The organism is Pseudomonas sp. NBRC 111143, from assembly GCF_001320965.1.
In the GTDB taxonomy this organism is placed as follows: Bacteria; Pseudomonadota; Gammaproteobacteria; order Pseudomonadales; family Pseudomonadaceae; genus Aquipseudomonas; species Aquipseudomonas machongensis.
In genome coordinates this window covers 25,551-51,419 of sequence record NZ_BCBT01000027.1, presented here as the reverse complement: position 1 = coordinate 51,419, position 25,869 = coordinate 25,551, and the positions used below count along the sequence as shown (strand labels likewise).

At 62.0% G+C, this 25,869-nt stretch carries 20 protein-coding genes and 1 tRNA gene; 1 reads left to right on the top strand and 20 read right to left on the bottom strand.

Annotation, left to right across the window (positions count from 1 at the left end):
* Nucleotides 1-9 precede the first annotated feature (9 nt).
* From APH44_RS16075 to APH44_RS16025, 10 genes are all read right to left on the bottom strand, one after another.
* Nucleotides 10-105: transfer RNA gene (locus APH44_RS16075), tRNA-Sec, on the bottom strand.
* Between the two features lie 6 nt (nt 106-111).
* Complete coding sequence (gene selB / locus APH44_RS16070; protein ID WP_054893607.1) at nt 112-2,034, bottom strand: selenocysteine-specific translation elongation factor; 1,923 nt, start codon at nt 2,032-2,034, stop codon at nt 112-114.
* Complete coding sequence (gene selA / locus APH44_RS16065; RefSeq protein WP_054893576.1) at nt 2,031-3,458, bottom strand: L-seryl-tRNA(Sec) selenium transferase; 1,428 nt, start codon at nt 3,456-3,458, stop codon at nt 2,031-2,033. The genes selB and selA overlap by 4 nt, the downstream gene beginning before the upstream one ends.
* A 168-nt stretch (nt 3,459-3,626) precedes the next feature.
* Nucleotides 3,627-4,553 carry a formate dehydrogenase accessory protein FdhE gene (gene fdhE / locus APH44_RS16060; protein WP_054893575.1) on the bottom strand — a complete coding sequence of 309 codons (927 nt, stop codon included), beginning with the start codon at nt 4,551-4,553 and terminating at the stop codon, nt 3,627-3,629.
* A 4-nt stretch (nt 4,554-4,557) separates the two neighbouring features.
* Nucleotides 4,558-5,214 carry a formate dehydrogenase subunit gamma gene (locus tag APH44_RS16055; protein ID WP_054893574.1) on the bottom strand — a complete coding sequence of 219 codons (657 nt, stop codon included), beginning with the start codon at nt 5,212-5,214 and terminating at the stop codon, nt 4,558-4,560.
* Nucleotides 5,211-6,161, bottom strand: a complete 951-nt coding sequence (gene fdxH / locus APH44_RS16050) for a formate dehydrogenase subunit beta (protein ID WP_054893573.1) — start codon at nt 6,159-6,161, stop codon at nt 5,211-5,213. The genes APH44_RS16055 and fdxH overlap by 4 nt, the downstream gene beginning before the upstream one ends.
* Nucleotides 6,161-9,229, bottom strand: a complete 3,069-nt coding sequence (gene fdnG, locus APH44_RS16045; RefSeq protein ID WP_153186827.1) for a formate dehydrogenase-N subunit alpha — start codon at nt 9,227-9,229, stop codon at nt 6,161-6,163. The genes fdxH and fdnG overlap by 1 nt, the downstream gene beginning before the upstream one ends.
* A 276-nt stretch (nt 9,230-9,505) precedes the next feature.
* The gene (locus APH44_RS16035; protein ID WP_156343763.1) at nt 9,506-13,528 is read right to left on the bottom strand and encodes a hypothetical protein; all 4,023 of its coding nucleotides are present in this window, start codon (nt 13,526-13,528) and stop codon (nt 9,506-9,508) included.
* A 224-nt stretch (nt 13,529-13,752) separates the two neighbouring features.
* On the bottom strand, nt 13,753-14,295 hold the full coding sequence (locus tag APH44_RS16030) for a single-stranded DNA-binding protein (protein WP_054893569.1): 543 nt from the start codon (nt 14,293-14,295) through the stop codon (nt 13,753-13,755).
* Between the two features lie 9 nt (nt 14,296-14,304).
* Nucleotides 14,305-15,699 (bottom strand): MFS transporter, encoded by a 1,395-nt coding sequence (locus APH44_RS16025; protein WP_054893568.1) that lies wholly within the window; start codon nt 15,697-15,699, stop codon nt 14,305-14,307.
* A 129-nt stretch (nt 15,700-15,828) separates the two neighbouring features.
* Between APH44_RS16025 and uvrA the strand changes: the two genes are divergently transcribed.
* Nucleotides 15,829-18,663: an excinuclease ABC subunit UvrA gene (gene uvrA / locus APH44_RS16020; RefSeq protein ID WP_054893567.1), complete on the top strand. Its 2,835-nt coding sequence runs from the start codon at nt 15,829-15,831 to the stop codon at nt 18,661-18,663.
* Nucleotides 18,664-18,729: 66 nt separating this feature from the next.
* Here uvrA and bfr read toward each other — a convergent pair whose 3' ends face one another.
* From bfr to rplO, 10 genes are all read right to left on the bottom strand, one after another.
* Nucleotides 18,730-19,194: a bacterioferritin gene (gene bfr, locus APH44_RS16015; protein ID WP_054893566.1), complete on the bottom strand. Its 465-nt coding sequence runs from the start codon at nt 19,192-19,194 to the stop codon at nt 18,730-18,732.
* Nucleotides 19,195-19,359: 165 nt separating this feature from the next.
* A complete protein-coding gene (locus APH44_RS16010) occupies nt 19,360-20,799 on the bottom strand; it encodes a catalase (RefSeq protein ID WP_054893565.1) in 1,440 nt (479 codons plus the stop codon).
* A 171-nt stretch (nt 20,800-20,970) separates the two neighbouring features.
* The gene (gene rplQ, locus APH44_RS16005) at nt 20,971-21,357 is read right to left on the bottom strand and encodes a 50S ribosomal protein L17 (protein ID WP_003255451.1); all 387 of its coding nucleotides are present in this window, start codon (nt 21,355-21,357) and stop codon (nt 20,971-20,973) included.
* A gap of 42 nt (nt 21,358-21,399) precedes the next feature.
* Nucleotides 21,400-22,401: a DNA-directed RNA polymerase subunit alpha gene (gene rpoA / locus APH44_RS16000; protein ID WP_003255452.1), complete on the bottom strand. Its 1,002-nt coding sequence runs from the start codon at nt 22,399-22,401 to the stop codon at nt 21,400-21,402.
* Between the two features lie 22 nt (nt 22,402-22,423).
* Entirely contained in the window at nt 22,424-23,044 is a 621-nt protein-coding gene (gene rpsD / locus APH44_RS15995) for a 30S ribosomal protein S4 (protein ID WP_054893564.1), read from the bottom strand.
* A 15-nt stretch (nt 23,045-23,059) separates the two neighbouring features.
* Complete coding sequence (rpsK, locus tag APH44_RS15990; protein ID WP_003255454.1) at nt 23,060-23,449, bottom strand: 30S ribosomal protein S11; 390 nt, start codon at nt 23,447-23,449, stop codon at nt 23,060-23,062.
* An 18-nt stretch (nt 23,450-23,467) separates the two neighbouring features.
* A complete protein-coding gene (gene rpsM / locus APH44_RS15985) occupies nt 23,468-23,824 on the bottom strand; it encodes a 30S ribosomal protein S13 (RefSeq protein ID WP_003255457.1) in 357 nt (118 codons plus the stop codon).
* Between the two features lie 131 nt (nt 23,825-23,955).
* Nucleotides 23,956-24,072 (bottom strand): 50S ribosomal protein L36, encoded by a 117-nt coding sequence (gene rpmJ, locus APH44_RS15980; RefSeq protein WP_011531897.1) that lies wholly within the window; start codon nt 24,070-24,072, stop codon nt 23,956-23,958.
* 28 nt (nt 24,073-24,100) lie between these two features.
* The gene (gene secY / locus APH44_RS15975; RefSeq protein ID WP_003255459.1) at nt 24,101-25,432 is read right to left on the bottom strand and encodes a preprotein translocase subunit SecY; all 1,332 of its coding nucleotides are present in this window, start codon (nt 25,430-25,432) and stop codon (nt 24,101-24,103) included.
* The gene (rplO, locus tag APH44_RS15970) at nt 25,433-25,867 is read right to left on the bottom strand and encodes a 50S ribosomal protein L15 (RefSeq protein WP_054893563.1); all 435 of its coding nucleotides are present in this window, start codon (nt 25,865-25,867) and stop codon (nt 25,433-25,435) included.
* Between the last annotated feature and the right edge of the window lie 2 nt (nt 25,868-25,869).

Sequence of the window (25,869 nt, the reverse complement as noted above, 5' to 3'; positions counted from 1 at the left end):
TGGCGAAAATGGCGGAAGGCAGCGGGAGTCGAACCTGCCCGGGAACGGCTGCCGTCCCCAACCGGGTTTGAAGCCCGGCCGCGCCACCGGGCGCGATTGCCTTCCTTGAACTCAGGGCCTGGCCTGCTGCCGGGCCAGCGCGCTATCGGCGCGGATGTGACGTTGCTCGGCAACCCTGCGGGTCAGGCCGAGCCGGTCGAAGTACTCGAGAATCTGCACACTGCGCTTGCGACCGATGCCCAACATATCGCGAAACGCCGCCACCTGCACTACCGGCGTGTCCTGTGTCTGCCGCAACAACATCTCGGCCATGTGCTGGATCGTCTCCTGCGGGTAGAACAGATCGCGCACCACCTGGTGCAGCACTCCCAGCCGCGCCAGCTTGCGCATCAGCAGGCGCACCTGGGTTTCCTCCACCTGCTCGGCTGCAGCCAGGGTCCTGACCCAGGGCGGATCGAACGCACCTTCCAGCAAACGCGGTTGCAGACGCTCCCAGAGCGCAGTATCGGCGTCACTCAACTGCACCTTGTGATCCGGCAGGTGCAACCATGGGCCGCTGCTGGCGACTGCGCCCTCACCGAGCAACTCGTCCAGCAGGCTGACAAAGGCGGCACGCTCCAGCGGCAAGGCGCAGAAGCGGCGCAGGCGGTCGCGGTCGGGGCCAAGCTGGTCGGGCTCCTGCTCGTGGAACCGCGCCAGTTGCTCGAGCACTTCACGCCTGAGCGCCTGCCATTGCTGACGGTCGAACAGCAACGGCCCCTGGCGGGTGGCAATCACCTGGACGTCATCGGGCAACCGCCAACTGTCACGCAGACGGTTGAACTGTCGCTCCAGGCGCTGCGGGTCGAGCCCGGCGGGAGCCGCCGCCAGCAGGGCCGGCAGGGCCTGCTCCAGATCGCAGGCATCGCGCAGCACCTGCAGTTGGCGCAAGCGCGACTCGCTGCGGCGCTGCCTGCTGGGGGCGAAAGGATCGAGCACCCGACCACCGCCGAGGGTGCGCTGGGCGCGCTGGTCGCGCAGCACCAGGCGATCGCCATGCACGGCCTGCAACGGTGCGTTGAGCAGCAACTGAGCGAACATGCGTTGGCCTGCCGTCAGAGCCTCGCCCTCCAGCAGCGCCACGCGCGCCGTCACGTCCTGGGTACCGAGGTGCACATGCACCGCGCTGAAATGCTCGAAGGTGCGCGTTTCGCCCGGCAACAATGACAACTCGATATCGATACGCGAACTGGGCGCATGCAGCCACTCGGGCACCAGCCAATCCCCACGGTGCACGTGCTCCACGGCCAGGCGCTCGGCACTGATGTTCAGCGCCACGCGCTGCCCGGCCTCGGCCACCAGCGCGGCCTGGTTCTGTGCATGCAGGCCACGCACCCGCACAGCTTTGCCAGCCTTGCCCAGCAACAGGGTGTCGCCCGCGCTCACCTGCCCGGCCAGCGCGGTGCCGGTCACCACCACGCCGGCACCGGAAACGGCGAAAGCACGGTCAATTGCCAGCCGAAAGCCTCCTTGGCTCCCGCGCCGCAGCACCTGCGTGCGTGCCTCGACCAACGCCTGGCGCAGCACTTCGACGCCTTCACCGGTCACGCTGGACAAGACGAACTGCCGAGCCCCGGCATAAGGCCCGGGGGCCAGCAGCGCTTCGACTTCGTGCTGGACTTCCAGCAGTCGCGATGCCTCGACCCGGTCGCACTTGCTGATCGCCACCAGCGCCTGGGGAATGCCCAGCAGCTCGATGATCGCCAGGTGCTCACGGGTCTGCGGCATAACGCCGTCATCAGCGGCCACTACCAGCAACACCAGGTCGATACCGTGGGCGCCGGCGAGCATGTTGTGGATAAAACGCTCGTGACCGGGGACGTCGATGAAACCGGTCAACGGTTCGCCTTCGGCCAGCGCTGCATAGCGATAGCCGAGGTCGATGGTCATGCCCCGGGCGCGTTCTTCCTGACGCTGGTCGCCGGCCTGGCCGGTCAGGGCCTGGAGCAGCGCAGTCTTGCCGTGATCGATATGCCCGGCGGTGCCGACGATCACTGCACCGGCCCCAGCTGCAGCGCCGGCAACTGGGCCAGCCACTGGGTTTCGTCATCCAACTGACGCAGGTCGAGCCACAGGGCATCGTCATCGATGCGTCCGAGCACCGGCACCGGCAACTCGCGCAGTGCGCGCTCCAGCACCCTCAGGCTGCGACCACGCAGCTTCTTCGACACCTGTGGCCGCAAGCACAGCGCCGCGCTTGGCAGCCGCGCTACCGGCTGGCTGCCGCTACCGATCATGCCCAATGCGGGCTCGACCGCGACCGTCCACTGCTCGCCCAGTCGCGCGGCCAGTTCTGGCGCCAGGCGCTGCGCCTGGGTTGCGATCTCGTCCTGGGGCCGGGTCAGCAGGCGCAGGCTGGGCAAGCGTTCGGCCAGGCGGTCGGGGTCACGGTACAGCGCCAGCACCGCCTCAAGCGCCGCCAGGGTGATCTTGTCCACACGCAGCGCGCGCTTGAGCGGGTTCTTCTTGATCCTGGCGATCAGCTCCTTGCGCCCGACGATGATGCCCGCCTGCGGACCACCCAGCAGTTTGTCGCCGCTGAAGGTGACGATATCGGCGCCGTCCGCCAATGCCTGACGCACCGTCGGCTCGGCGGGCAGGCCCCAACGGGTGAGGTCGAGCAGGCTGCCGCTGCCCAGGTCTTCGAGCAGCGGCAGATCATGTTGATGGGCGATGCGCGCAAGATCGGCGGTCGGCACCTGGGTGGTAAAGCCCTGGATGCTGTAGTTGCTGCAATGCACGCGCATCAGCAGGCCGGTGCGCGGATTGATCGCCGCCTCGTAGTCGCGGGCATGGGTGCGGTTGGTGGTGCCGATCTCGTGCAGGCGCACACCGGCACGGGCCATGATGTCGGGGATGCGGAAGGCGCCGCCGATCTCGATCAGCTCGCCACGGGAGATGATCCCTTCCTTGCGCGCACCCAGGCTGTTGAGCGCCAGCAGCACGGCAGCGGCGTTGTTGTTGACCACGGTGACTGCCTCGGCGCCGGTCAACTCGCGGATCAGGCCCTCGATCAGGTCATCGCGGTCACCGCGCTTGCCGGTGGCCAGGTCGAACTCGAGGTTGAGCGGATAACGGGCGGCGGTCTGCATCGCCTGTACGGCCTCTTCCGGCAACAAGGCACGACCGAGGTTGGTGTGCAGCACAGTGCCAGTGAGGTTGAAGACCCTTCGCACCTGGCTGCGCTGCTGGATCGCCAGGCGCTCGCCGGCGCGACCGAGCAGGATTTCAGCAGCCAGTTCGACGGCACTCAACTGGCCAAGGCGAGCGGGTTCGCGCAGGTCGTCGAGCAGTTGACGCAGGCTGGCCAGGGTGGCGTCGCGGCCATGGCGATCGAGCAAGGGCTGGCAGGCGGGGTGGCGTAGCAGGGTGTCGATGGAGGGCAGGCGTGGCGCTTGATTGGCGAGGCTTGACGACATGCGGTACTACCTTGGTTGATCCGGTGTCTGTAATGGCCCTTTCGCGGGCAAGCCCGCTCCTACAGGTTGCCCGTCGTCCGCAAAGGTGGCGGGGTCAGTGCAGGAGCGGCGGTTCGCCGCTGCGACTTGCCCCTCGATAGGGGCGACTCGGTGTAGCAGTGTAGACTCTCATCCTCCTCCAGGCGCCAACATCAGGTTCGGCGCCAACCGATGAAAGCCCTCCTCGTCCAACCGGATATCCAGCGCCAGGCTGGCCAGGTCATCGGCCAACGCCTCGCCCATCGCGTCATTTTCCAGGTAGCAGTGCTTGAGGTAGGTGCTGCAACCAGGGCAGCACTCCGCCCGCAGCGGCGCCTTGCCCGGGGCATGACGATCATCCTCAAGGCTGGAGTAGCGCAAATCCTTGCTCGACTCGCAGTACACACACTTGACCCGCACCACATGCCACTCACAGGCGCACAGCGAACAGGCCAGGTAGCGCAGCCCGTTGTGCTTGCCGCGGTTGCGCACCAGGCCCGCCATCGCTGGCGAGCCGCAGCACGGACATTGCGCGAGGCTGCTGCCGGGCTTGAGCTCATCGCTGGGCAAGCCCCGCCGCCAACTGGCCCAGGCCGCCTGCAACGCAGCGCCGATGAAAGGCACCAGCGCCGCGGGCACGGCATCGTACTGACCGCTCAGCCAGGCGATACCCCAACCTTTGCGCTGGCTCTCTTCGCTGCTGCGCAGAACCTTCAGGGCATCCGCCAGGGCACCCTGCTCCGGTACCTCGAAGCGATCCAGCAGCGCCTGCAGCCAGACCAACCACGGCCCTTCGCGCACCAGGCTGTCGGCCGCCAGCGGCGGCAGGCCGTGGCTGATGCACACGCGCTGACGCTGCTCGGCGACCGGCACGCCGGAGGGTGGATTGTCGAGCAACTGCTGCTGCACCCGGCACAGGCGCGCAACCAGCCTCAGGTAGTCGCCAAGGGCATGGCCCTCGGCAAGCTGCTCCAGTCGCGCCGCGCGCAGTTCGAACAGGTTGTCGGCGGGCTGGTGGAGAAACGGCGGCATTACCGCCGACGCTTCGATCTGCCCGGGTTCGAGAATCGTGCTCAAGCGCTCATCCTTCTTTCCGTCCGGGGTTGTGCGGCGTCTTGTCGCCGGTCACGTCCCGGTACCACAGCTCATGATGTTTGCGTGCCCAGGCGCGGCTGACCCAGCCGTGCAGCATGGCGCCTACCGAGCCCTTGATCCAGATCCCGGCATAGATGTGCACGATGATGCTCAGCACCAGCACGAACGCCGCCAGGGCGTGCAGCAAGGTGGCCAGGCGAATCGCGCCGATGTCGAAGTACTGGCTGAACCAGGCGCGCCAGATCACCACGCCACTGACCAGCAGGATCAGCATGCACACGAGCAAGGTCCAGAACAGCAGCTTCTGCCCGGCGTTGTACTTGCCGATCGGCGGCACGCCTTCTTCCTCGTTGCGCATCACCCGATCGACACGGCGCAGCCACAGGCGGTCGTTGGCGGTGATGAAGTTGGCCCGCCAGAAGCGGATTACCAGCCCCAGGAAGAACACGAACATCGCCACCCCGAGGAAGGGGTGCAGGATGCGTGTCCAGGGGCCGCCACCGAACAGGTTGCTGAGCCAGAACAGTGCCGGATGGAACAGCGCCAGCCCCGACAGCCCGGCCATGAAGAACAGGATCGCGACGATCCAGTGGTTGGTCCGCTCGTTGGCGTTGTAGCGCAGGATAGGCTTGTTGTCGTTCATGGCCGCTGCTCCCCTTGCCCGCCGGGCTTGCCCGGGTCATAGACGTGCACTGCCGGATCCACCTGGTGCACGCTGGTATCGGTCGGAGCGGGATGCTCGTCCTCCTCGACCCGCTGCGGCCCGACCCGCACATAGTGGAAGAACCCGGCCAGGACCGCCGCGCCCATGGCCAGCAGCGCCAGCGGTTTGCTGATGCCCTTCCACAACCCTACCAGCGGGCTGATCACCGGCTGGTCCGGCAGGCCTGCATACAGCCTGGGTGTATCGGCGTGGTGCAGCACGTACATCACGTGGGTGCCACCGACACCGTCCGGGTCGTACAGGCCGGCGTTCTCGTAGCCGCGCGACTTGAGGTCGACGATGCGCTCGTCGGCATGCACTTTCATCTCGTCCTTGCTGCCGAAGACGATCGCCCCGGTCGGGCAGGTCTTCACGCAGGCCGGTTCCAGGCCCACGGCCACGCGGTCGGAACACAGGCTGCACTTGTAGGCCTTGTGGTCTTTCTGCGAGATCCGCGGGATGTTGAACGGGCAGCCAGTGATGCAATAACCGCAACCGATGCAGTGGTCCTGGTTGAAGTCGACGATCCCGTTGGCGTGCTTGATGATCGCGCCGGGGCTCGGGCAGGCCTTGAGGCAGCCAGGGTCGGCACAGTGCATGCAGCCGTCCTTGCGGATCAGCCACTCCAGGTTCCCGTCATCGCGCTCGTGCTCGGTGAAGCGCATCAGGGTCCAGGTGTCGGCGGTGAGGTCCTGCGGGTTGTCGTAGGTGCCGTGGTTGTGGCCGACCTCGTCACGCAGCTCGTTCCACTCCGAGCACGCCACCTGGCAGGCCTTGCAGCCGATGCACTTGGTGGTGTCGATCAGCTTGGCGACCTGCTCCTGCTGGCGTACCGAAGGCGGTACGGTCGTGGTGGCCGAGCGGGCGATGATATCTTGCTGGGCCATCAGATTTTCTCCACGTTGACGAGGAACGACTTGGACTCCGGCGTCTGGGTGTTGCCATCACCGAGGAACGGCACCAGGGTATTGGTCAGGTAGCCATGCCGGGTCGAACCGGTGAAGCCCCAGTGCAGCGGGATGCCGATCTGGTGCACGGTCTGGTTGTTGACCTGCAGCGGACGGATCCGCTTGGTCACCACCGCTACCGCCTCGATATGCCCACGCTTGCTCGACACCCGCACCCGATCTCCCGCCTTGATGCCCTTCTCGCCGGCCAGCACTTCGCCAATCTCGACGAACTGCTCGGGCTGGATGATCGCGTTCAGGCGGCAGTGCTTGCTCCAGAAGTGGAAGTGCTCGGTCAGCCGGTAGGTGGTCGCTGCGTAGGGGAACTCCTCGTGCTTGCCGAGGGTGTCCCACACCGAATCGAAGATCCGGCCTGCCGGGTTGCTGGTGGCCTTCTTGTTGTTCGGGTGCAGCGGGTTGATCCCGATCGGTGTCTCGAACGGCTCGTAGTGCTCGGGGAACGGCCCCTCGGCCATCTTGTCGATGGCGAAGAAGCGCGCCACGCCCTCGGGGTTCATGATGAACGGATTCATCCCCGCTTCAGGCGGCGAGTCGACCTTGAAGTCGGGCACGTCAGTGCCGCCCCAGGCCTTGCCGTTCCACCACACCAGGCGTTTCTTGTGCGGGTCCCACGGGTTGCCCTGCGGGTCGCTGGAGGCGCGGTTGTAGAGGATGCGGCGGTTGGCCGGCCAGGCCCAGGCCCAGTTCTGTACCTGGTGCATGCCGTAAGGGTCGCTGTTGTCGCGCCGGGCCATCTGGTTGCCTTGCTCGGTCCAGCAGCCGGCGAAGATCCAGCAACCGGATGCTGTGCTGCCGTCATCTTTCAACTGGCCGAAGCCCGACAACTGCTGACCGCCCTTGATGGCCAGGCCACTGGCATCGGTCATGTCGCTCACCGCCCAGCCGTTCATTTCCTTGGCGAGCTCTTCGGGGGAAGGCTCCTCGGGGATCTTGTACGGCCAGCTGATGTTGAGCATCGGGTCGGGGTAAGCGCCGCCTTCCGACTTGTAGCGCTCACGCAGACGCAGGAACAGCTCGCTCATGATCTGCACGTCGGTGCGCGTCTCGCCCGGGCCGTCAGCGCCCTTCCAGTGCCACTGCAGCCAGCGGCTGCTGTTGACCAACGAGCCGTCCTCCTCGGCAAAGCAGGTGGTGGGCAGGCGAATCACCTCGGTCTGGATATTGGCCGTGTCGACATCGTTGTACGGCCCGGCGTTGCGCCAGAACTCGGATGTCTCGGTGGCCAGCGGGTCCATGATCACCAGCCACTTGAGCTTGCCCAGCGCCGCGGTGACGCGGTTCTTGTCCGGCAGCGCGGCGATCGGGTTGAAACCCTGGCACATGTAGCCGTTGACCTTGCCCTGGCTCATCATCTCGAACATGCGCAGCACGTCGTAGGCCGCTACATCGAGCTTGGGCAGCCAGTCGTAGCCCCAGTTGTTCTCGGCGGTGGCGTTGGCGCCATACCAGGCCTTCATCAGGCTGACATGGAACTTGCCATAGTTCTGCCAATACGAGAGCTGGCCCGGACGCAGCGGCTTGGAGGCGCGCTTGTCGATGAACGCGGCGTAGTCCTGCTCGGCATCGCCGGCCAGCGTCAGGTACCCCGGCAGCGAGTTCGACAGCAGCCCCAGGTCGGTCAGGCCCTGGATGTTGGAATGCCCGCGCAGGGCGTTGACCCCACCGCCGGGCATGCCGACGTTGCCCAGCAGCAACTGGACCATCGCCGCACTGCGGATGATCTGCGCCCCGATCGAATGCTGGGTCCAGCCCAAGGCGTAGAGGATCGTCATGGTCTTGCCCGGCACGGCGCAGGTGGCGATCTCTTTCCAGACCTTCATCATCTGGTCCTGCGGCATGCCGCAGGTCATGCTGGCGATTTCGGGCGTGTAGCGGCTGTAGTGCTGCTTCATCAACTGGAACACGCAGCGCGGGTGCTGCAGCGTCGGGTCGACCTTGGCGAAGCCGTCCTCGCCCAGCTCGTAGCCCCAGCCGGACTTGTCGGCATAGATCCGCTTGGCCGCGTCATAGCCGCTGAACAGGCCATCTTCGAAGCCATAGTTCTCTTTGACGATGAACGACACGTCGGTGTAGTTGCGCACGTATTCGTGCTGGATCTGGTCGGTCGTCAGCAGGTAGTTGATCAGCCCGCCCATGAAGGCGATGTCGCTGCCGGTGCGAATCGGCGCGTAGTAGTCGGCCACCGAAGCGGTCCGGGTGAAACGCGGATCGACCACGATCAGGCGCGCCTTGTTGTGCGCCTTGGCCTCGGTCACCCATTTGAACCCGCAGGGGTGGGCCTCGGCTGCGTTGCCGCCCATGACCAGCACCAGGTTTGCGTTGGCGATGTCAGACCAGTGATTGGTCATCGCGCCACGGCCGTACGTCGGGGCAAGACTTGCCACCGTCGGGCCGTGTCAGACACGCGCCTGGTTGTCGAACCCCAGCATGCCGAGTGAACGGATGACTTTATGAGTCAGGTAGCCTGCTTCGCTGGACGCTGCCGACGCCGCGAGGAAGCCCGTGCTCAGCCAGCGGTTGACCGTCTGGCCCTGGGCATTCTTCTCGATGAAGTTGGCATCGCGGTCCTGCTTCATCAGCGTGGCGACGCGATCGAGTGCCTCGTCCCAGCTGACCCGCACCCATTCCTGGCTGCCCGGCTTGCGCATCTCGGGGTATTGCAGGCGGCTGGGGCTGTGGATGAAGTCGAGCAGCCCGGCACCTTTGGGGCACAGGGTGCCGCGGTTGACGGGATGATCGGCGTCGCCTTCGATGTGGATGATGTTCTGTTTGACGTTCTTGCCCGCATCGCCCTGGCTGTACAGGATCAGGCCGCAGCCGACCGAGCAGTAGGGGCAGGTGTTGCGGGTTTCTTTGGTGTGCGCCAGCTTGAAGTGGCGCACCTGCTCGGCGAACGCGGCTGTCGGGGCCATGCCCAACGCCGCGAGGCTCGAGCCTCCAAGGCCGACGGCGGCGACCTTGAAGAATTGCCGACGGTTCAGGTCCATCGTGCACTCCTGATCAGGTTTGGACGCACGGGACATTGCCGGCGCCTCTGGACTTCACGGTGGCGGTAGACAGATACCGCCAGCGTTAAGCCTAGACAAGATTCCGAGAAGTGCTATGACAAGGGTCAATGGATGCCGCCAAGGCACCTCGGCTTCCTGTAGGAGCGGGCTCGTCCCGCGATGGCGGCGGTGTGGCCAACATCGCATCGCGGAGCAAGCCCGCTCTACGAAAAAGCCCCGGACGGTCCGGGGCTTTTTCAGTTCATCCGCCTGACCTCACCCGCGCATGACACGCCAGGCCGGCACATCATCGTTGGGTTTGTAGGTCAGATCGCTCTTGTCGGTCTTCTCCACCCCGATCGCCTTGAGCCAGGTGTCCAGGTCACCCGTGCTGATCTTGCCGTCACGGCGATCGTTCTTGGCCAGGTTGTCGAGCTGATCGAAGAAGCCCTGGTTGTCGAGCAGGAAGCGCGCGGCCTTCTTCTCGGCGTCGCTGCCGTCGCCATCGGCGATCTTTTCCAGATCCTTTCTGCTGACGATGTCATCCTTGCCGTTCCAGTCGTCCCAACGGTCGCGGATGGTGTCGATGACGTCCTTGTGCTCATCGAAGAAACCGCGGCCGTAGCCATCCTCGTGGGCACCGACGATCTTGAGCCAGGTGTTGAGATCGTCGGTGCTCACCTTGCCATCCTGGCCACCCTTGCCCCACTGGGTATCGAGCTGATCGAAGAAGCCCTCGTGCTCGAGCAGGAATCGCGCCGCCGCTTTTTCCTGCTCGCTGCCGCCGCCCTCGGCGATCTTGTTCAGATCCTTCCGGCTGACGATGTCGTCCTTGCCGTTCCAGGCATCCCAATATTCACGGATGTCGTGGATCACTTCACGGTTGTCCTGGTAGAACGCCTTGTCGTAGGTGTTCAGGTGCTTGTCGTCGTCCAGGCGGTTGACCGACGAGCCGCCCTCCTGCGGCGTCTCCCTGAAGTGATCCCACTCGTCCTTCTGGTAATCGAAGATGCTCTGCCCGTCCGGCGCATCGCGACCGTCGTATTCGTAGAAGCTGTAGCGGGCATATTCGAGCTTGTCGCCCCAGTCATCCTGGGTCAGGCCGATATCGGCGAGGTCCTTGAACCACTGACCTTCCTTGTCCGTGGCCTTCTGGCGCTTCTCGTGGTCGACGAAGATACCGATGATACCGGTGATCAGCCCAAGCCCAGCAGTCACCAGGAACAGCGGTCCGGTCACACCCGCCAGGGCGCCGATGTTGGCGACCAGACCAACCGTGCCGATCACCCCGGCACCGAAACCTGCCGCCCCACTGACCACCTGCAGCGCACCGTTGGCCTTGCCCAGGGCGCTGCCGCTCTTGATGGCGTCCTTGATCGCCAGGCCGCCGACAACGATGTCGGCAATGCTCAGCAGGTCCGGGGCCACGCCGAGCACCTTGGTCAGCGAGCCACCGATCTTCGCCGCAACGCCCGGCTTGACGGGTGGCTTGTCGGTGGTCGTGAGTGCGTCCTGGACGGTGCGGGTATCGATCACGCTCGGGGTCGACGGGGTGTTGCGGATGGACTCGTTGATCGGCTCAAGCGCGTCATCGATGACATCGGCCGGTGGCGGGGTGCGGTTGTCCAACTCGTACATCTCGTTGATGGATTCGCGATCCAGCTCGAAAGTGTCCGGGTGCGGGAGCTCCCCGCTACCCACCGAGGCACCACTGCCACGGTAGTTCTCGGGATCATTCCAGATCTGGTCGAAGGACCGGCGGCTCGGCGGCGTAAGATTGCGCGACTCGAAATACTCCACGACCCCTTCGTAGATCGAGGTGACGGTGTCGGAGGAGCTGATCGAGGGTGTGCGATGAGCCGAGTCCTGGACGCGCTCGGTGAACTCGAACACCGAATCGTCATCCGGCAGATCGCCCAAGCCATTGGCCGCACGGCGCTCGCTGATGCTGTCTCTGATGATCTCGTCGGTCAGTTCCACCCCCTGGTCCTGCGCCAGCTGCGACAGGGTCTGGTAGCGCGAGTAATCCGTAGGCGGCGTTCCGCCTGCGCGGGTGACGATGTCATCGAGCAATTCGCGGCTGCCGTTGTCCTCCAGCGAGCCGAGCCCCGAAGCTTCCCCGGACAGCCTGACCTCATCCAGTACGTCACCGCCGCCGCTGTTGTGCAGCGAGCCCAGCTCGATAAGGCTGCCGACCCGATCCGCCGCAGGATCCGGCACTCCGGAAATACCTTTGTCGTGCAGGGATTTCTCGATTTTCTTGCCGAGCGAGCTTTCTTTGCCCCAGATTTCCGGCAGGGTCTTGCTCAGCCCCAGCAACTTGGCGGTGTCGGTACCGGTCAGCAGGTCGAAAACCTTGGTCTTTTCGAACTGCGCGCCAGCCCCGAGGAAGCCGATGAAGTCGCGGGCGATGGCCAGACGCTCCAGCGGCTCGTCTGCCAACTGGCCGTTCTTCGCCGACAGCGCATAGATGGCACCGCCCAATGAGCCGAACGCCGAAACGCTGCCCAGTACGCCGTACTTGTTGAGCGTCCCTATCGCCTTGGTGAAGTCGTTGCTGCTGACATCCAGCGGCTTGTACTTGCCAGTGAGCTCTTCGTTGAACTTGTCCTGGGTGATCTCACCACTGTTCAGGCGCTCGGTGAGCTTGTTGAAGTCGTCGAGCTTGGTCTTGTCGTTGAGCAGCTCGTTGTAGAACTTCTCGATGCTGTCTGCGACCCGACGTGGAATGTCGGCCGACTTGAGGATCGTCTTGACCAGCGCGCCGAAGTCTTTGTAGGCCAACTCCTTGTATTCATCGGGAATCGCTCCCGGATCACCGAGCAGGGTGTCGATCTCGGCGACGATGCTGTTCTGCTGCAACTGGGCCTCGGCCTTGCGCGCGCGCTCAGGGTCGAGCATCTCGAGGCTTGAGGTGAGGCCGGCGACTTCGGCCTTGGCCTCGGACTCCATGCCGTTCTTCTTCAGATCGGCCAGGTATTTGACGTAGTCGGGGCTGGTCAGGGTGTCGTAGAGCTGGTCGGCCAGCTTGTCCTTGTCTTCGCCACTGACCTTCTTGATCGCTTCATCGAGTTCGGCCTGGTACTCCTTGCCGATCTTGTCCTTTTCGCCGTTGCCGTTGGTGAACAGCTCATTGAGCAGCTTGTCCACGGAGTTGCCATCGAGGATGTCCTGCATGTCCTCCTTGCTCAGGGTTTCCCCGTCACCGAACTGCCGCCAGGTTTCGCCGCCGCGCGGATCCTCGATGTAAGGCGTGATGCTGTGCCCGCCCTCCATGGTCGCCTTGGCCTCGATGGCCTTGACCAGTTTGTAGACGTCGCTGTCCTTGTCCACCTTGCCGTCGTCGACCAGCTTCTTGTACTTGTCGAGCAGGTTCTTGGTGGCCAGTTCGACCACCGACATCGACTCCTTGTCGTCCTTGTCGGCCTTTTCACCAGTCTTCTTGTTGAGCAGGTCCAGGCTGTCGAGGTCGGGCAGGTCGTATTTGTCGCGCAGATCCTGGATCGAGCCCTCGCTCTTGTTGTAGTCGCTGCGCTTGGAGGCCACACGATCGTACATTTCCTTGTTCTCGAACTCGGAGACGACGTATTTCTTGCCGTCCTTGGTCTCGAACTGGATCACGCCATTGCCGAACTCGTCCGGCCAGCCGAAGGTGGAAATATCGTGGTCGGCGACGTAGGTATCGGCGCCAGCGACTTCGCGGCCATCGTCGGCGCGCTTTTCCAGGGTGTAGCGCGACAGGGCCATGGGTTGCAACGAAGCGAAGAGCTCGGGTGTCAGGGCTTTCGACACCGTCACGGTTTCGCCGTCCTTGGTGGTGTAGGTGATGACCTCGGCTGTTTCCAGATCGCCCTTCCACTCGAACTGATTGTAGTCGCCCCACTTCTTCAATTCGGTATTGCGGTCGGCGATGGCATGATCGTCTTTCATCGCAGCGATCACCTGGGCCTTTTGCCCAGGCGATTTGTTCAGCTCGAAGAGATTGGCCAGGAACTTGTAGAGCTCGGGGTTTACCGAGCGCTCGACCACCACACCCTTGCCATCCAGCTCGTAGCGAATCTTGCCATCCAGTGCCGGCTCGACCTCGGTCTTGTCCACCGGCGGCCACTTCTCGTTGTCGGTGGCGGTACGGTCGTCGTTCGCTTTTGCATTCACCTTGGCGTTGAGCACGACTCCATCGAATCGCTTGCCATCGGTTTCGGATCTTTCGCTGGAGCTCGGGTTCAGTGGTTTCACGTTCACGGTGCGGTCCTCGCGTGGCGGTAGCGTTTGGCCAAGCCCTTTCACAGATGCTTTCATGTTGTGCATCCGTGATCGGGAGCTGTCCATCGTTAGCCCATGTGGCGTGAATTGCTGTGAAACGCTGAGAATCGATGTGAACGGTAGGGAAGTTGAAACATTTATCGTTTTGGCGATGACGCGTCCTGGCTCTCGCCTGTCCTTTGCAGAGGTAATAAAAAACCCGATGAATCAAAGACTCATCGGGTTTTTTATTACCGGGCTAGCCGATGCAACAGACGCGATCAGAACGGAATATCGTCATCGAAGCTGTCGAAATCAGCGGCAGGCTGCGGAGCCTGCTGTTGCGGCGCTGGGCGCTGTTGCGCCTGCTGCGGACGCGGCGCCTGCTGGCGTGGCGCCTGGTTGTACTGTTGCTGCTGGCCACCGCCCTGGTTGTAGTTGCCGCCGCCCTGGTTGTACTGATCGCCACCCTGGCCCTGCGGACGGCCGCCGAGCAGCTGCATGGTGCCCTGCATGTCGACGATGATCTCGGTGGTGTAGCGCTTGATGCCGTCTTTTTCCCACTCGCGGGTCTGCAGCTTGCCCTCGATGTAGCACTGCGAACCCTTGCGCAGGTACTCGCCGGCGATCTCGGCAACCTTGCCGAACAGCGAGACACGGTGCCATTCGGTGCGCTCGACCTTCTGCCCCGACTGCTTGTCGGTCCACTGCTCGCTGGTGGCCAGGCTCAGGTTGGTCACGGCGTTACCGTTGGGCAGGTAGCGGACTTCGGGATCCTGGCCGCAAGTACCAACCAGAATGACTTTGTTAACCCCACGGGCCATAACGTTCTCCTAGGCTTCGCACGCCGCCGAGGCTGGATTCACCAGACGCTCGAGGGTCGCACGGTCCAAAATTTTCGTATCCAGTTTGATATAGATGGCGGCTTCTTCTGCCACCACCACGGCGTCGGTTACACCTGGCACAGCCATCAGGCGCTCGGTCAATCCGGCTTCGCGAACAGCCTCCGGTGTCAGCGGCATGCGCAGGCTGGTGACGTACGGCGGTTCGTTCATGCCCAGGGCAGATACCAGCCAGATACCACACAGTACAGCACATCCCAGGAACACCATGCCCAGGCCACCGTGCTGGTACAACCAGCCACCGATGATTCCTCCCAGCGCGGCACCCAGGAACTGGCTCGTGGAGTAAACCCCCATGGCCGTTCCCTTGCCGCCGGCGGGCGACACCTTGCTGACCAGCGAAGGCAAGGATGCCTCCAGCAGGTTGAAGGCGGTAAAGAATATCACGGTGCCGGTCACCAGTCCTCGCAAGTCGTCAGCCCATTGCCAGAAGAACACCTCGATCAGCAGCAGCACAGTGACCGCACCAACCAACACGCGCTTCATCTTGCGCTTCTTTTCGCCGTAGATGATGAACGGCACCATTGCAAAAAATGAGACGAGCAAGGCGGTCAGGTATACCCACCAGTGCTCTTCCTTGGGCAGGCCGCCACGCTCGACGAAGGCCAGCGGCAGGGCCACGAAGCTGGCCATGAGGATCGCATGGAGGATGAAAATGCTCAGGTCCAGACGCAGAAGGTCCGGATTACGCAGGGTCGGGCCGAGCGCCTGGCGTGCGACACCCGATTCGCGGTGTTGCAGTGCGCTATGCGCGCTGGGCACGACGAAGGCGATCAGGGCGATACCGACGACGGCAAGTCCTGCGGTAGCGAGAAACAATCCCGACAAGCCAAAGGCACTTGTCAGCAGCGGCCCTATCACCATCGCCACCGCGAACGACAGGCCGATGCTCATGCCGATCATGGCCATGGCCTTGGTGCGATGCTGTTCGCGGGTGAGGTCGGAGAGCAAGGCCATGACCGCTGCGGAAATCGCCCCCGCGCCCTGCAGGATGCGTCCGGCGATCACGCCCCAGATCGAATCGGCCTGGGCCGCCAGCAAGCTGCCAAGGGCGAAGATCACCAGGCCCAGGTAGATCACCGGACGGCGCCCGATGCGGTCGGAAATCACCCCGAACGGGATCTGTAGCACGGCTTGCGTCAGGCCGTAGGCGCCAATGGCCAGGCCGATCAGCGCGGGCGTGGCACCGGCGAGGTCCATGCCATAGGTGGCCAACACGGGCAGGACCATGAACATGCCCAACATACGAAAGGCAAAGACCAAGGCAAGGCCGCCTGCGGCGCGGGTTTCGCTGCCACTCATGCGCTCGTTGTGGGTGTCGTGCATGGATAAACCTCGTGTGAACCGGCGGCGATTCTATCAGTCCGACGGCTAGACGGCATATACGCGACGCTTTGCCGCGTAGCGGCAGCGCGCCGTATACTTCTTTGTTTATGCCCGCCAAGCGAGGCCGTAGTGGACAAGATCCTGATCCGTGGGGCACGTACCCACAACCTGAAGAACATCGACCTGACCCTGCCCCGGGACAAACTGATCGTGATCACCGGTCTGTCCGGTTCCGGCAAGTCGTCACTGGCCTTCGACACACTCTACGCCGAAGGTCAGCGTCGCTACGTGGAGTCGCTGTCGGCCTATGCCCGGCAGTTCCTGTCGATGATGGAAAAGCCCGATGTCGACACCATCGAAGGCCTGTCACCGGCAATCTCCATCGAGCAGAAGTCGACCTCGCACAACCCGCGTTCGACCGTCGGCACCATCACCGAAATCTACGACTACCTGCGCCTGCTCTATGCCCGCGTCGGTACGCCACGCTGCCCGGACCACGACATTCCGCTGGAAGCGCAAACGATCAGCCAGATGGTCGACCTGGTGCTCGAGCAACCCGAAGGCAGCAAGCTGATGCTGCTGGCACCCGTGGTGCGCGAGCGCAAGGGTGAGCACCTGGCGGTGTTCGATGAGCTGCGCGCCCAGGGCTTCGTTCGTGCGCGGGTCAACGGCAAGCTGTACGAACTCGACGAGTTGCCCAAGCTCGACAAGCAGAAGAAGCACAGCATCGATGTGGTGGTCGACCGCTTCAAGGTGCGCAACGACCTGCAGCAGCGCCTGGCCGAGTCCTTCGAGACCGCGCTGAAGCTGGCCGACGGTATCGCCCTGGTGGCGCAGATGGATGACGAAAGCGCCGAGGACATGATCTTCTCCGCCCGCTTCGCCTGCCCGGTCTGCGGCCATGCGATCAGCGAGCTCGAACCCAAGCTGTTCTCCTTCAACAACCCGGCTGGCGCCTGTCCGACCTGCGATGGCCTGGGCGTGAAGCAATTCTTCGACACCAAGCGTCTGGTCAACCACGAGCTGACCCTGGCCGAAGGCGCGATCCGCGGCTGGGACCGGCGCAACGTCTACTACTTCCAGATGCTCGGCTCGCTGGCGGCGCATTACGGCTTCAGCCTCGACGAGCCGTTCGGCCAGCTCTCGGCCGACCACCAGAAGGTAATCCTGCAGGGCAGCGGCAAGCAAAGCGTCGACTTCAAGTACCTCAACGACCGCGGCGACATCGTCAAGCGCTCGCACCCGTTCGAAGGCATCGTGCCGAACCTGGAGCGCCGCTACCGCGAGACCGAATCGGCGACCGTACGCGAGGAGCTGGCCAAGTTCCTTGGTACCCAGCCGTGCCCGGACTGCCGCGGCACCCGCCTGCGTCGCGAAGCGCGCCATGTATGGGTGGGCGAAAAAACCCTGCCGGCAGTCACCAACCTGCCGATCGGCGATGCCAGCGAGTACTTCGCCGCCCTGACGCTCAGCGGTCGACGCGGAGAAATTGCAGCGAAGATCCTCAAGGAGATCTGCGAGCGCCTGCAGTTCCTGGTCAACGTCGGCCTGGACTACCTCACCCTCGACCGTAGCGCCGAAACCCTTTCGGGTGGCGAGGCCCAGCGGATCCGCCTGGCCAGCCAGATTGGCGCCGGCCTGGTGGGGGTGATGTACATCCTCGACGAGCCGTCGATCGGCCTGCACCAGCGTGACAACGACCGTCTGCTCGCCACGCTCAACCACCTGCGCGACCTGGGCAATACGGTGATCGTGGTGGAGCACGACGAGGACGCCATCCGCCTGGCCGACTATGTCGTCGACATCGGCCCGGGCGCCGGGGTGCATGGCGGGCAGATCGTCGCCGAAGGCTCACCACAGGAGGTCATGGCGCACCCCGACTCGGTGACTGGCATGTACCTGTCCGGTCGCAAGAAGATCGCCGTGCCGGCCAAACGCACGCCACGCAACAAGAAGCTGTCGCTCAAGCTCAAGGGGGCACGCGGCAACAACCTGCAGAACGTCGACCTGGAAGTGCCGATCGGCCTGCTGACCTGCGTCACCGGTGTGTCCGGCTCGGGCAAGTCGACGCTGATCAACAACACCCTGTTCCCTCTCGCAGCCACCGCGCTCAATGGTGCCAGCAGCCTGGAAGCGGCAGCGCACACCAGCATGGACGGCCTGCAGCACCTGGACAAGGTGGTCGACATCGACCAGAGCCCGATCGGCCGCACACCGCGCTCGAACCCGGCCACCTACACCGGCATTTTTACGCCGATCCGCGAACTGTTCGCTGGCGTGCCGGAGTCGCGTTCGCGGGGTTATGGCCCTGGGCGCTTCTCGTTCAACGTCAAGGGCGGGCGCTGCGAAGCGTGCCAGGGCGATGGCCTGATCAAGGTGGAAATGCACTTCCTGCCGGATATCTACGTGCCGTGTGATGTGTGCAAGAGCAAGCGCTATAACCGCGAGACGCTGGAGATCAAGTACAAGGGCAAGAATATCCACGAGGTTCTGGAAATGACCATCGAGGACGCACGCGAGTTCTTCGACGCGGTCCCGGCGTTGGCGCGCAAGCTGCAGACACTGATGGACGTGGGCCTTTCGTACATCAAGCTAGGACAGTCGGCTACGACGCTTTCAGGCGGTGAGGCGCAGCGGGTGAAGCTGTCGCGCGAGTTGTCCAAGCGCGACACCGGCAAGACCCTCTACATCCTCGACGAGCCGACCACCGGCCTGCACTTCGCCGACATCCAGCAGTTGCTGGACGTGCTGCATCGCCTGCGCGATCACGGCAACACCGTGGTGGTGATCGAGCACAATCTGGACGTGATCAAGACCGCCGACTGGCTGGTGGACCTGGGGCCGGAAGGTGGCTCCAAGGGCGGCCAGATCATCGCCAGCGGCACGCCCGAGGAACTGGCCAAGATGAAGCAGTCGTATACCGGGCATTACCTGAAGCCCCTGCTGGAACGCGACCGGGCCTGACGAAAAAAGCCCCTGGCATGCAAATGCCAGGGGCTTTTCTCTCTATGCGTGCCCTCTGCAGGGACGTTACATCTGCGATTGCAGGTAATTCTGCAGCCCGATGGACTTGATCAGGCCCTGCTGCTTCTCCAGCCAGTAGGTGTGATCTTCCTCGGTATCGGCCAGTTGCGCGCGCAGGATATCGCGGCTGATGTAGTCCTTGTGCAGCTCGCACAACTCGATGCCCTTGCACAATGCGGCGCGGACCTTGTACTCCAGGCGCAGGTCGGCAGCGATCATGTCAGGCACGGTGGTGCCCACGTCGAGGTCATCCGGGCGCATGCGCGGGGCGCCTTCGAGCATAAGAATGCGGCGAATCAGGGCATCGGCGTGCTGCGCCTCTTCTTCCATCTCGTGGTTGATGCGTTCGTAGAGCTTGGCCAAGCCCCAGTCTTCGTACATGCGCGAGTGAATGAAGTATTGGTCACGTGCCGCCAGTTCGCCCGTCAGCAACGTGTTGAGGTAATCGATTACGTCCGGGTGACCTTGCATCGCCCTGATTCTCCCTGAGTGAAAGCTTGATAAGGAGATAGTGTGAACCATGACTTCTTCAAGGTCACTGAAAAATGCGCAATTTGTGTGAAAAAAGCGGGCAAACCGTAGTGATTTTCATTGAAAAACCGCCCAAATGAGGGCGGTTCTCCTTATCACTTCGACTTAGGCCAGCTTGATGCCCAAGGCGTTCGCAATCCCCTCGCCGTAAGCAGGATCTGCCTTGAAGAAGTGTTGCAACTGACGCTGCACCACATCTTCGCTGACGCCTTGCAGGGTGCCGGCAATGTTGTTTATCAACAGGACTTGCTGCTCGGCGTTCATCAAGCGGAACAGCGCACCTGCATGGCTGTAGTAGTCATTGTCCTCACGGTGGTCGTAACGATCCGCCGCACCATTGAGGGCCAACGCAGGCTCGGCATGACGAGGAGACTGCTTGGGCGCATCGGCGTAGCTGTTCGGCTCGTAGTTCGGAGCGCTGCCGTAGCTGCCCATGGTCATCGCCCCATCGCGCTGGTAGCTGTGCACCGGGCTACGTGGCGCATTCACCGGCAAATGCTGGTGATTGGTACCAATGCGGTAGCGGTGGGCATCAGCGTAGGCGAATACGCGCCCCTGCAGCATGCGATCTGGAGACAGGCCAACACCTGGCACCATGTTGCTCGGCCCGAACGCGGCCTGCTCGACTTCAGCGAAGTAGTTGAGCGGGTTGCGATTGAGTTCCAGCACACCTACCTCGATCAGTGGGTAGTCCTTCTGCGACCAGGTCTTGGTGACGTCAAAGGGGTTCTCGGCACGATTGGCCGCTTCTTCTTCGCTCATCACCTGGATGCAGACGGTCCAGCGCGGGTAGTCACCGCGATCGATCGCTTCGAACAGGTCACGTTGCGCGTAGTCTGGATCGGTACCCGCGATACGTGCCGCATCGGCCGGGGCCAGGTTCTTGATACCTTGCTGGGTCTTGAAGTGCCACTTGACCCAGGTGCGCCGGCCATCGGCGCTCAGCAGGCTATAGGTATGGCTGCCGAAACCGTGCATGTGGCGGTAGCCGTCCGGAATACCCCGATCAGAGAACAGGATGGTGACCTGGTGCAGCGCCTCGGGCGAATGTGACCAGAAGTCCCACATCATCTGGGCGTTCTTCAGGTTGGTCTGTGGATGACGCTTCTGGGTGTGGATAAAGTCCGGGAATTTCAGCGGATCGCGAATGAAGAACACGGGGGTGTTGTTGCCGACGATGTCCCAGTTACCTTCTTCGGTGTAGAACTTGACGGCAAAACCACGTGGGTCACGCTCGGTGTCAGCCGAACCACGTTCGCCTCCGACAGTGGAGAAACGCAGGAAGGTTTCGGTCTGCTTGCCGATGCTCTCGAACAGACGAGCGCTGGTGTATTGAGTGATGTCGCGAGTGACGGTGAAGGTGCCGTAAGCGCCCGACCCCTTGGCGTGTACGCGACGTTCAGGGATGTTCTCGCGATTGAAGTGGGCCAGCTTCTCGATCAGATGGAAGTCGTCGAGCAGCAGCGGGCCGCGTGGGCCTGCCGAACGGGAATTCTGGTTATCGGCTACAGGTGCACCGCTGGCGGTAGTAAGAATCTTGCTCATGGGCTCTCCTTATCGGTCTCGAAATGCCGGCTAATCGGCCTGAGAGCAAGTATGGGTGCGCAACATGACAAGATCTAATTTATAGATATGCTTATATCGATAGTTTTTTACAATTCATTAAGACACAAAAAACCGGGCACTAGGCCCGGTTTCTTGTAGCAGACAGACGTCTTACTCGGCAGCTTCTACAGCACCACCGACCGGACGATCAACCAGCTCGACGTACGCCATAGGCGCGTTGTCGCCAGCGCGGAAACCGCACTTCAGGATGCGCAGGTAGCCGCCCTGACGGGTGGCGTAACGCTTGCCCAGGTCGTTGAACAGCTTGCCAACAGCGGATTTCGAACGGGTACGGTCGAAAGCCAGACGACGGTTGGCGACGCTATCTTCCTTGGCCAGGGTGATCAGCGGCTCGGCAACGCGGCGCAGTTCCTTGGCTTTCGGCAGGGTGGTTTTGATCAGCTCGTGCTCGATCAGCGACACTGCCATGTTCTGGAACATAGCCTTGCGGTGAGAGCTGGTACGGCTCAGGTGACGTCCACTTTTACGATGACGCATGATTCATTCCTTACCAAACACTACGTTCGGTGATTACGACGATCAGGCAGTCGCCTTGTCGTCTTTCTTAAGACTTGCAGGCGGCCAGTTGTCGAGGCGCATGCCGAGAGACAGACCACGGGAGGCCAGGACGTCCTTGATTTCGGTCAGGGACTTCTTGCCCAGGTTAGGAGTCTTCAACAGCTCTACTTCGGTACGCTGAATCAGGTCGCCGATGTAGTAGATGTTCTCCGCCTTGAGGCAGTTGGCCGAACGTACAGTCAGTTCCAGGTCGTCAACCGGGCGCAGCAGGATCGGATCGATCTCGTCTTCCTGCTCGACCACGACCGGCTCGCTGTCACCTTTGAGGTCGACGAACGCGGCCAGCTGCTGTTGCAGGATGGTCGCGGCCCGACGGATGGCCTCTTCAGGGTCCAGGGTGCCGTTGGTTTCCAGATCGATAACCAGCTTGTCCAGGTTGGTACGCTGTTCAACACGGGCGTTCTCGACCACGTAGGCGATACGACGCACCGGGCTGAACGAAGCGTCCAGCTGAAGACGGCCAATGCTGCGGCTTTCATCTTCGTCAGTCTGACGGGAATCGGCCGGCTCGTAACCGCGACCACGAGCTACGGTGAGCTTCATGTTCAGGGCGCCGTTGGACGCCAGGTTCGCGATTACGTGATCGGGATTGACGATCTCGACATCGTGATCCAGCTGAATATCGGCAGCGGTAACCACCCCCGAACCCTTTTTCGACAAGGTCAGCGTAACTTCGTCACGACCGTGCAGCTTGATCGCCAGGCCTTTGAGGTTCAACAGGATTTCAATGACGTCTTCCTGTACACCTTCGATCGCGGAGTACTCATGGAGTACGCCATCGATCTCGGCCTCGACTACTGCACAGCCAGGCATGGAGGACAACAGGATGCGACGCAGCGCGTTGCCCAGGGTATGGCCGAAACCACGCTCGAGAGGCTCGAGCGTGATCTTGGCGCGGGTTGGACTGACTACCTGCACGTCGATGTGACGGGGAGTCAGGAACTCATTTACCGAAATCTGCATGGATGCACCTATTTTCTAGCCCTTACTTGGAGTAGAGCTCGACAATCAGGTTTTCGTTGATGTCGGCGGACAGATCGCTGCGAGCAGGAACGTTCTTGAAAACGCCCGACTTTTTAGCAGAATCAACGTCTACCCACTCAACGCGGCCACGCTGGGCGCACAGTTCAAGGGCTTGAACAATGCGCAGCTGGTTCAGCGACTTCTCACGAACCGCGACCACGTCACCCGGACGAACTTGGTAGGATGGAATGTTTACGGTCTTGCCGTTAACGCTGATCGCTTTGTGCGAAACCAGCTGACGGGATTCGGAACGAGTCGAACCGAAGCCCATACGGTAAACGACGTTGTCCAGGCGGCATTCCAGCAGTTGCAGCAGGTTCTCACCAGTAGCGCCTTTTTTCGAGGCTGCGACTTGGTAGTAACCGCGGAACTGGCGCTCCAGGACACCGTAGATACGGCGGACTTTTTGTTTCTCGCGCAGCTGGGTACCGTAGTCGGACTGACGGCCACGGCGCTGGCCGTGGATACCTGGGGCTGCTTCGATGTTGCACTTCGATTCCAGAGCGCGAACGCCGCTCTTCAGGAACAGGTCAGTGCCTTCACGGCGAGACAGTTTGCATTTTGGACCAATGTAACGTGCCATTTATCTGTCTCCTGATTACACGCGACGCTTCTTCGGCGGACGGCACCCGTTATGCGGGATTGGCGTCACGTCGGTGATGCTGGCGATCTTGTAGCCGCAGCTGTTCAGTGCACGAACGGCGGACTCACGACCTGGACCTGGACCCTTGACGTTTACGTCGAGGTTCTTCAGACCGTATTCCAGCGCAGCTTGACCAGCACGCTCAGCAGCGATCTGAGCTGCGAACGGGGTGGATTTGCGCGAACCACGGAAACCCGAACCACCGGAGGTCGCCCAGGACAAAGCATTGCCCTGACGGTCGGTGATGGTCACGATGGTGTTGTTGAAAGACGCATGGATGTGGGCGATGCCATCAACCACTGTCTTTTTGACTTTTTTACGAGGACGAGCAGCAGGTTTTGCCATGTCTATATTCCTGGGCGATTACTTGCGGATCGGCTTACGCGGGCCCTTACGGGTGCGTGCGTTGGTCTTGGTGCGCTGACCGCGAACCGGCAGACCTTTACGATGACGCAGGCCGCGGTAGCAACCCAGGTCCATCAAGCGCTTGATCTTCATGTTGATGTCACGGCGCAGGTCACCTTCGGTGGTGAACTTCGCGACTTCGCCACGCAGGGTTTCGATTTGCTCGTCGCTCAGATCCTTGATCTTAGCGGCTGGATTTACACCAGCGTCTGCACAGATTTTCTGTGCAGTTGTGCGACCGACACCATAGATGTAGGTCAGCGAGATAACAGTATGCTTGTTATCTGGAATGTTGACGCCTGCAATACGGGCCATTCAGTGGGACTCCAATTGACAGCTACCTACGCCCCGGAAGCCAAGAAATAGGGCGCGAGATAATATCGCTGTAGAAACGAATAATCAACCCAGCAGCACACTAGCTGCTGGGTTTGAAGCGCAGATCACACTCAGCCTTGGCGCTGCTTGTGACGCGGTTCCGCGCTGCAGATCACGCGCACGATACCTTCGCGACGAATGATCTTGCAGTTGCGGCACAGCTTTTTCACCGATGCACGAACTTTCATTACCGACTCCTCGAACCTTAGGGGTCTATCAGCGCAGCAGACCGCTGCCACCGTAGCCTTTCAGGTTGGCTTTCTTCATCAGGGATTCGTACTGGTGCGAAACGAGGTGCGATTGTACTTGGGACATGAAGTCCATCACAACCACTACCACAATCAGCAACGAGGTCCCGCCAAGGTAGAACGGCACGTTTGCTGCCACCACCAGGAACTGGGGCAGAAGGCAGACGGCCATCATGTAAAGAGCACCGAACATGGTCAAACGGGTCAGAACGCCATCAATGTAGCGCGCCGACTGCTCACCAGGACGGATACCCGGAATAAAGGCACCGGACTTCTTCAGGTTTTCCGCTACGTCTTTCGGGTTGAACATCAACGCTGTGTAGAAGAAGCAGAAGAAGATGATCCCTGCACTAAACAGCAGAATGTTCAACGGCTGACCAGGAGCGATCGACTGCGAGATGTCCTGCAGCCAGCCCATACCCTCGGACTGACCGAACCAGGCACCCAGCGAAGCCGGGAACAGCAAGATGCTGCTCGCGAAAATGGCAGGAATGACGCCCGCCATGTTCACTTTCAGCGGCAAGTGGCTGGTCTGCGCAGCGAAGACCTTGCGGCCCTGCTGACGCTTGGCGTAGTGAACGGCGATACGACGCTGACCACGCTCAATGAACACCACGAAACCGATAATCGCTACTGCAAGCAAACCGATAGCGACCAGGGCGAAGATGTTGATATCGCCTGTGCGCGCAGACTCGAAAGACTGCCCGATTGCTCTCGGAAGACCGGCAACGATACCTGCGAAGATCAACATCGAGATACCGTTGCCCACACCGCGCTCGGTGATCTGCTCGCCGAGCCACATCATGAACATTGCGCCAGCCACGAAGGTGGAGACGGCAACGACATGGAAGCCCAAGCCAGCAGAAAACGCCACGCCCTGGTTGGCCAGGCCAATGGACATGCCAATGGCTTGAACCAGCGCCAGGATAACGGTGCCGTAGCGGGTGTACTGGCTGATCTTGCGACGGCCAGCTTCACCTTCCTTCTTCAACTGCTCCAGCTGAGGGCTGACTGCGGTCATGAGCTGCATGATGATCGATGCCGAGATGTACGGCATGATCCCCAGTGCAAAGATGCTCATGCGCTCCAGCGCACCACCGGAAAACATGTTGAACAAGCTAAGAATGGTCCCCTCATTCTGTCGAAACAGATCCGCCAGACGGTCTGGATTGATGCCAGGCACCGGGATATGTGCGCCGATCCGATAGACGATGATCGCCATGAACAGAAAGCGCAGACGAGCCCAGAGTTCCGACATCCCGCCCTTACCGAGCGAAGAGAGAGCACCTTGCTTAGCCATTTATTCCTCGAACTTGCCGCCAGCTGCTTCGATAGCCGCACGCGCACCTTTGGTGACGGCGATGCCCTTGATAGTGACTGCGCGAGTGACTTCGCCGGACAGCATGATTTTCACACGCTGTACATGCTGGCCAATCACGTTGGCGTCTTTCAGGGACTGTACGGAGATCACGTCGCCTTCCACCTTGGCCAGCTCGGACAGGCGCACTTCGGCGCGATCCATGGCTTTCAGGGAAACGAAGCCGAACTTCGGCAGACGACGGTGCAGCGGCTGTTGACCGCCTTCGAAGCCCGGAGCGATGGTGCCACCGGAACGGGAGGTCTGACCTTTGTGACCACGGCCACCAGTCTTGCCCAAACCGCTACCGATACCACGACCCGGACGATGCTTCTCGCGACGGGAACCCGGCGCTGGACTCAGATCATTGAGTTTCATCG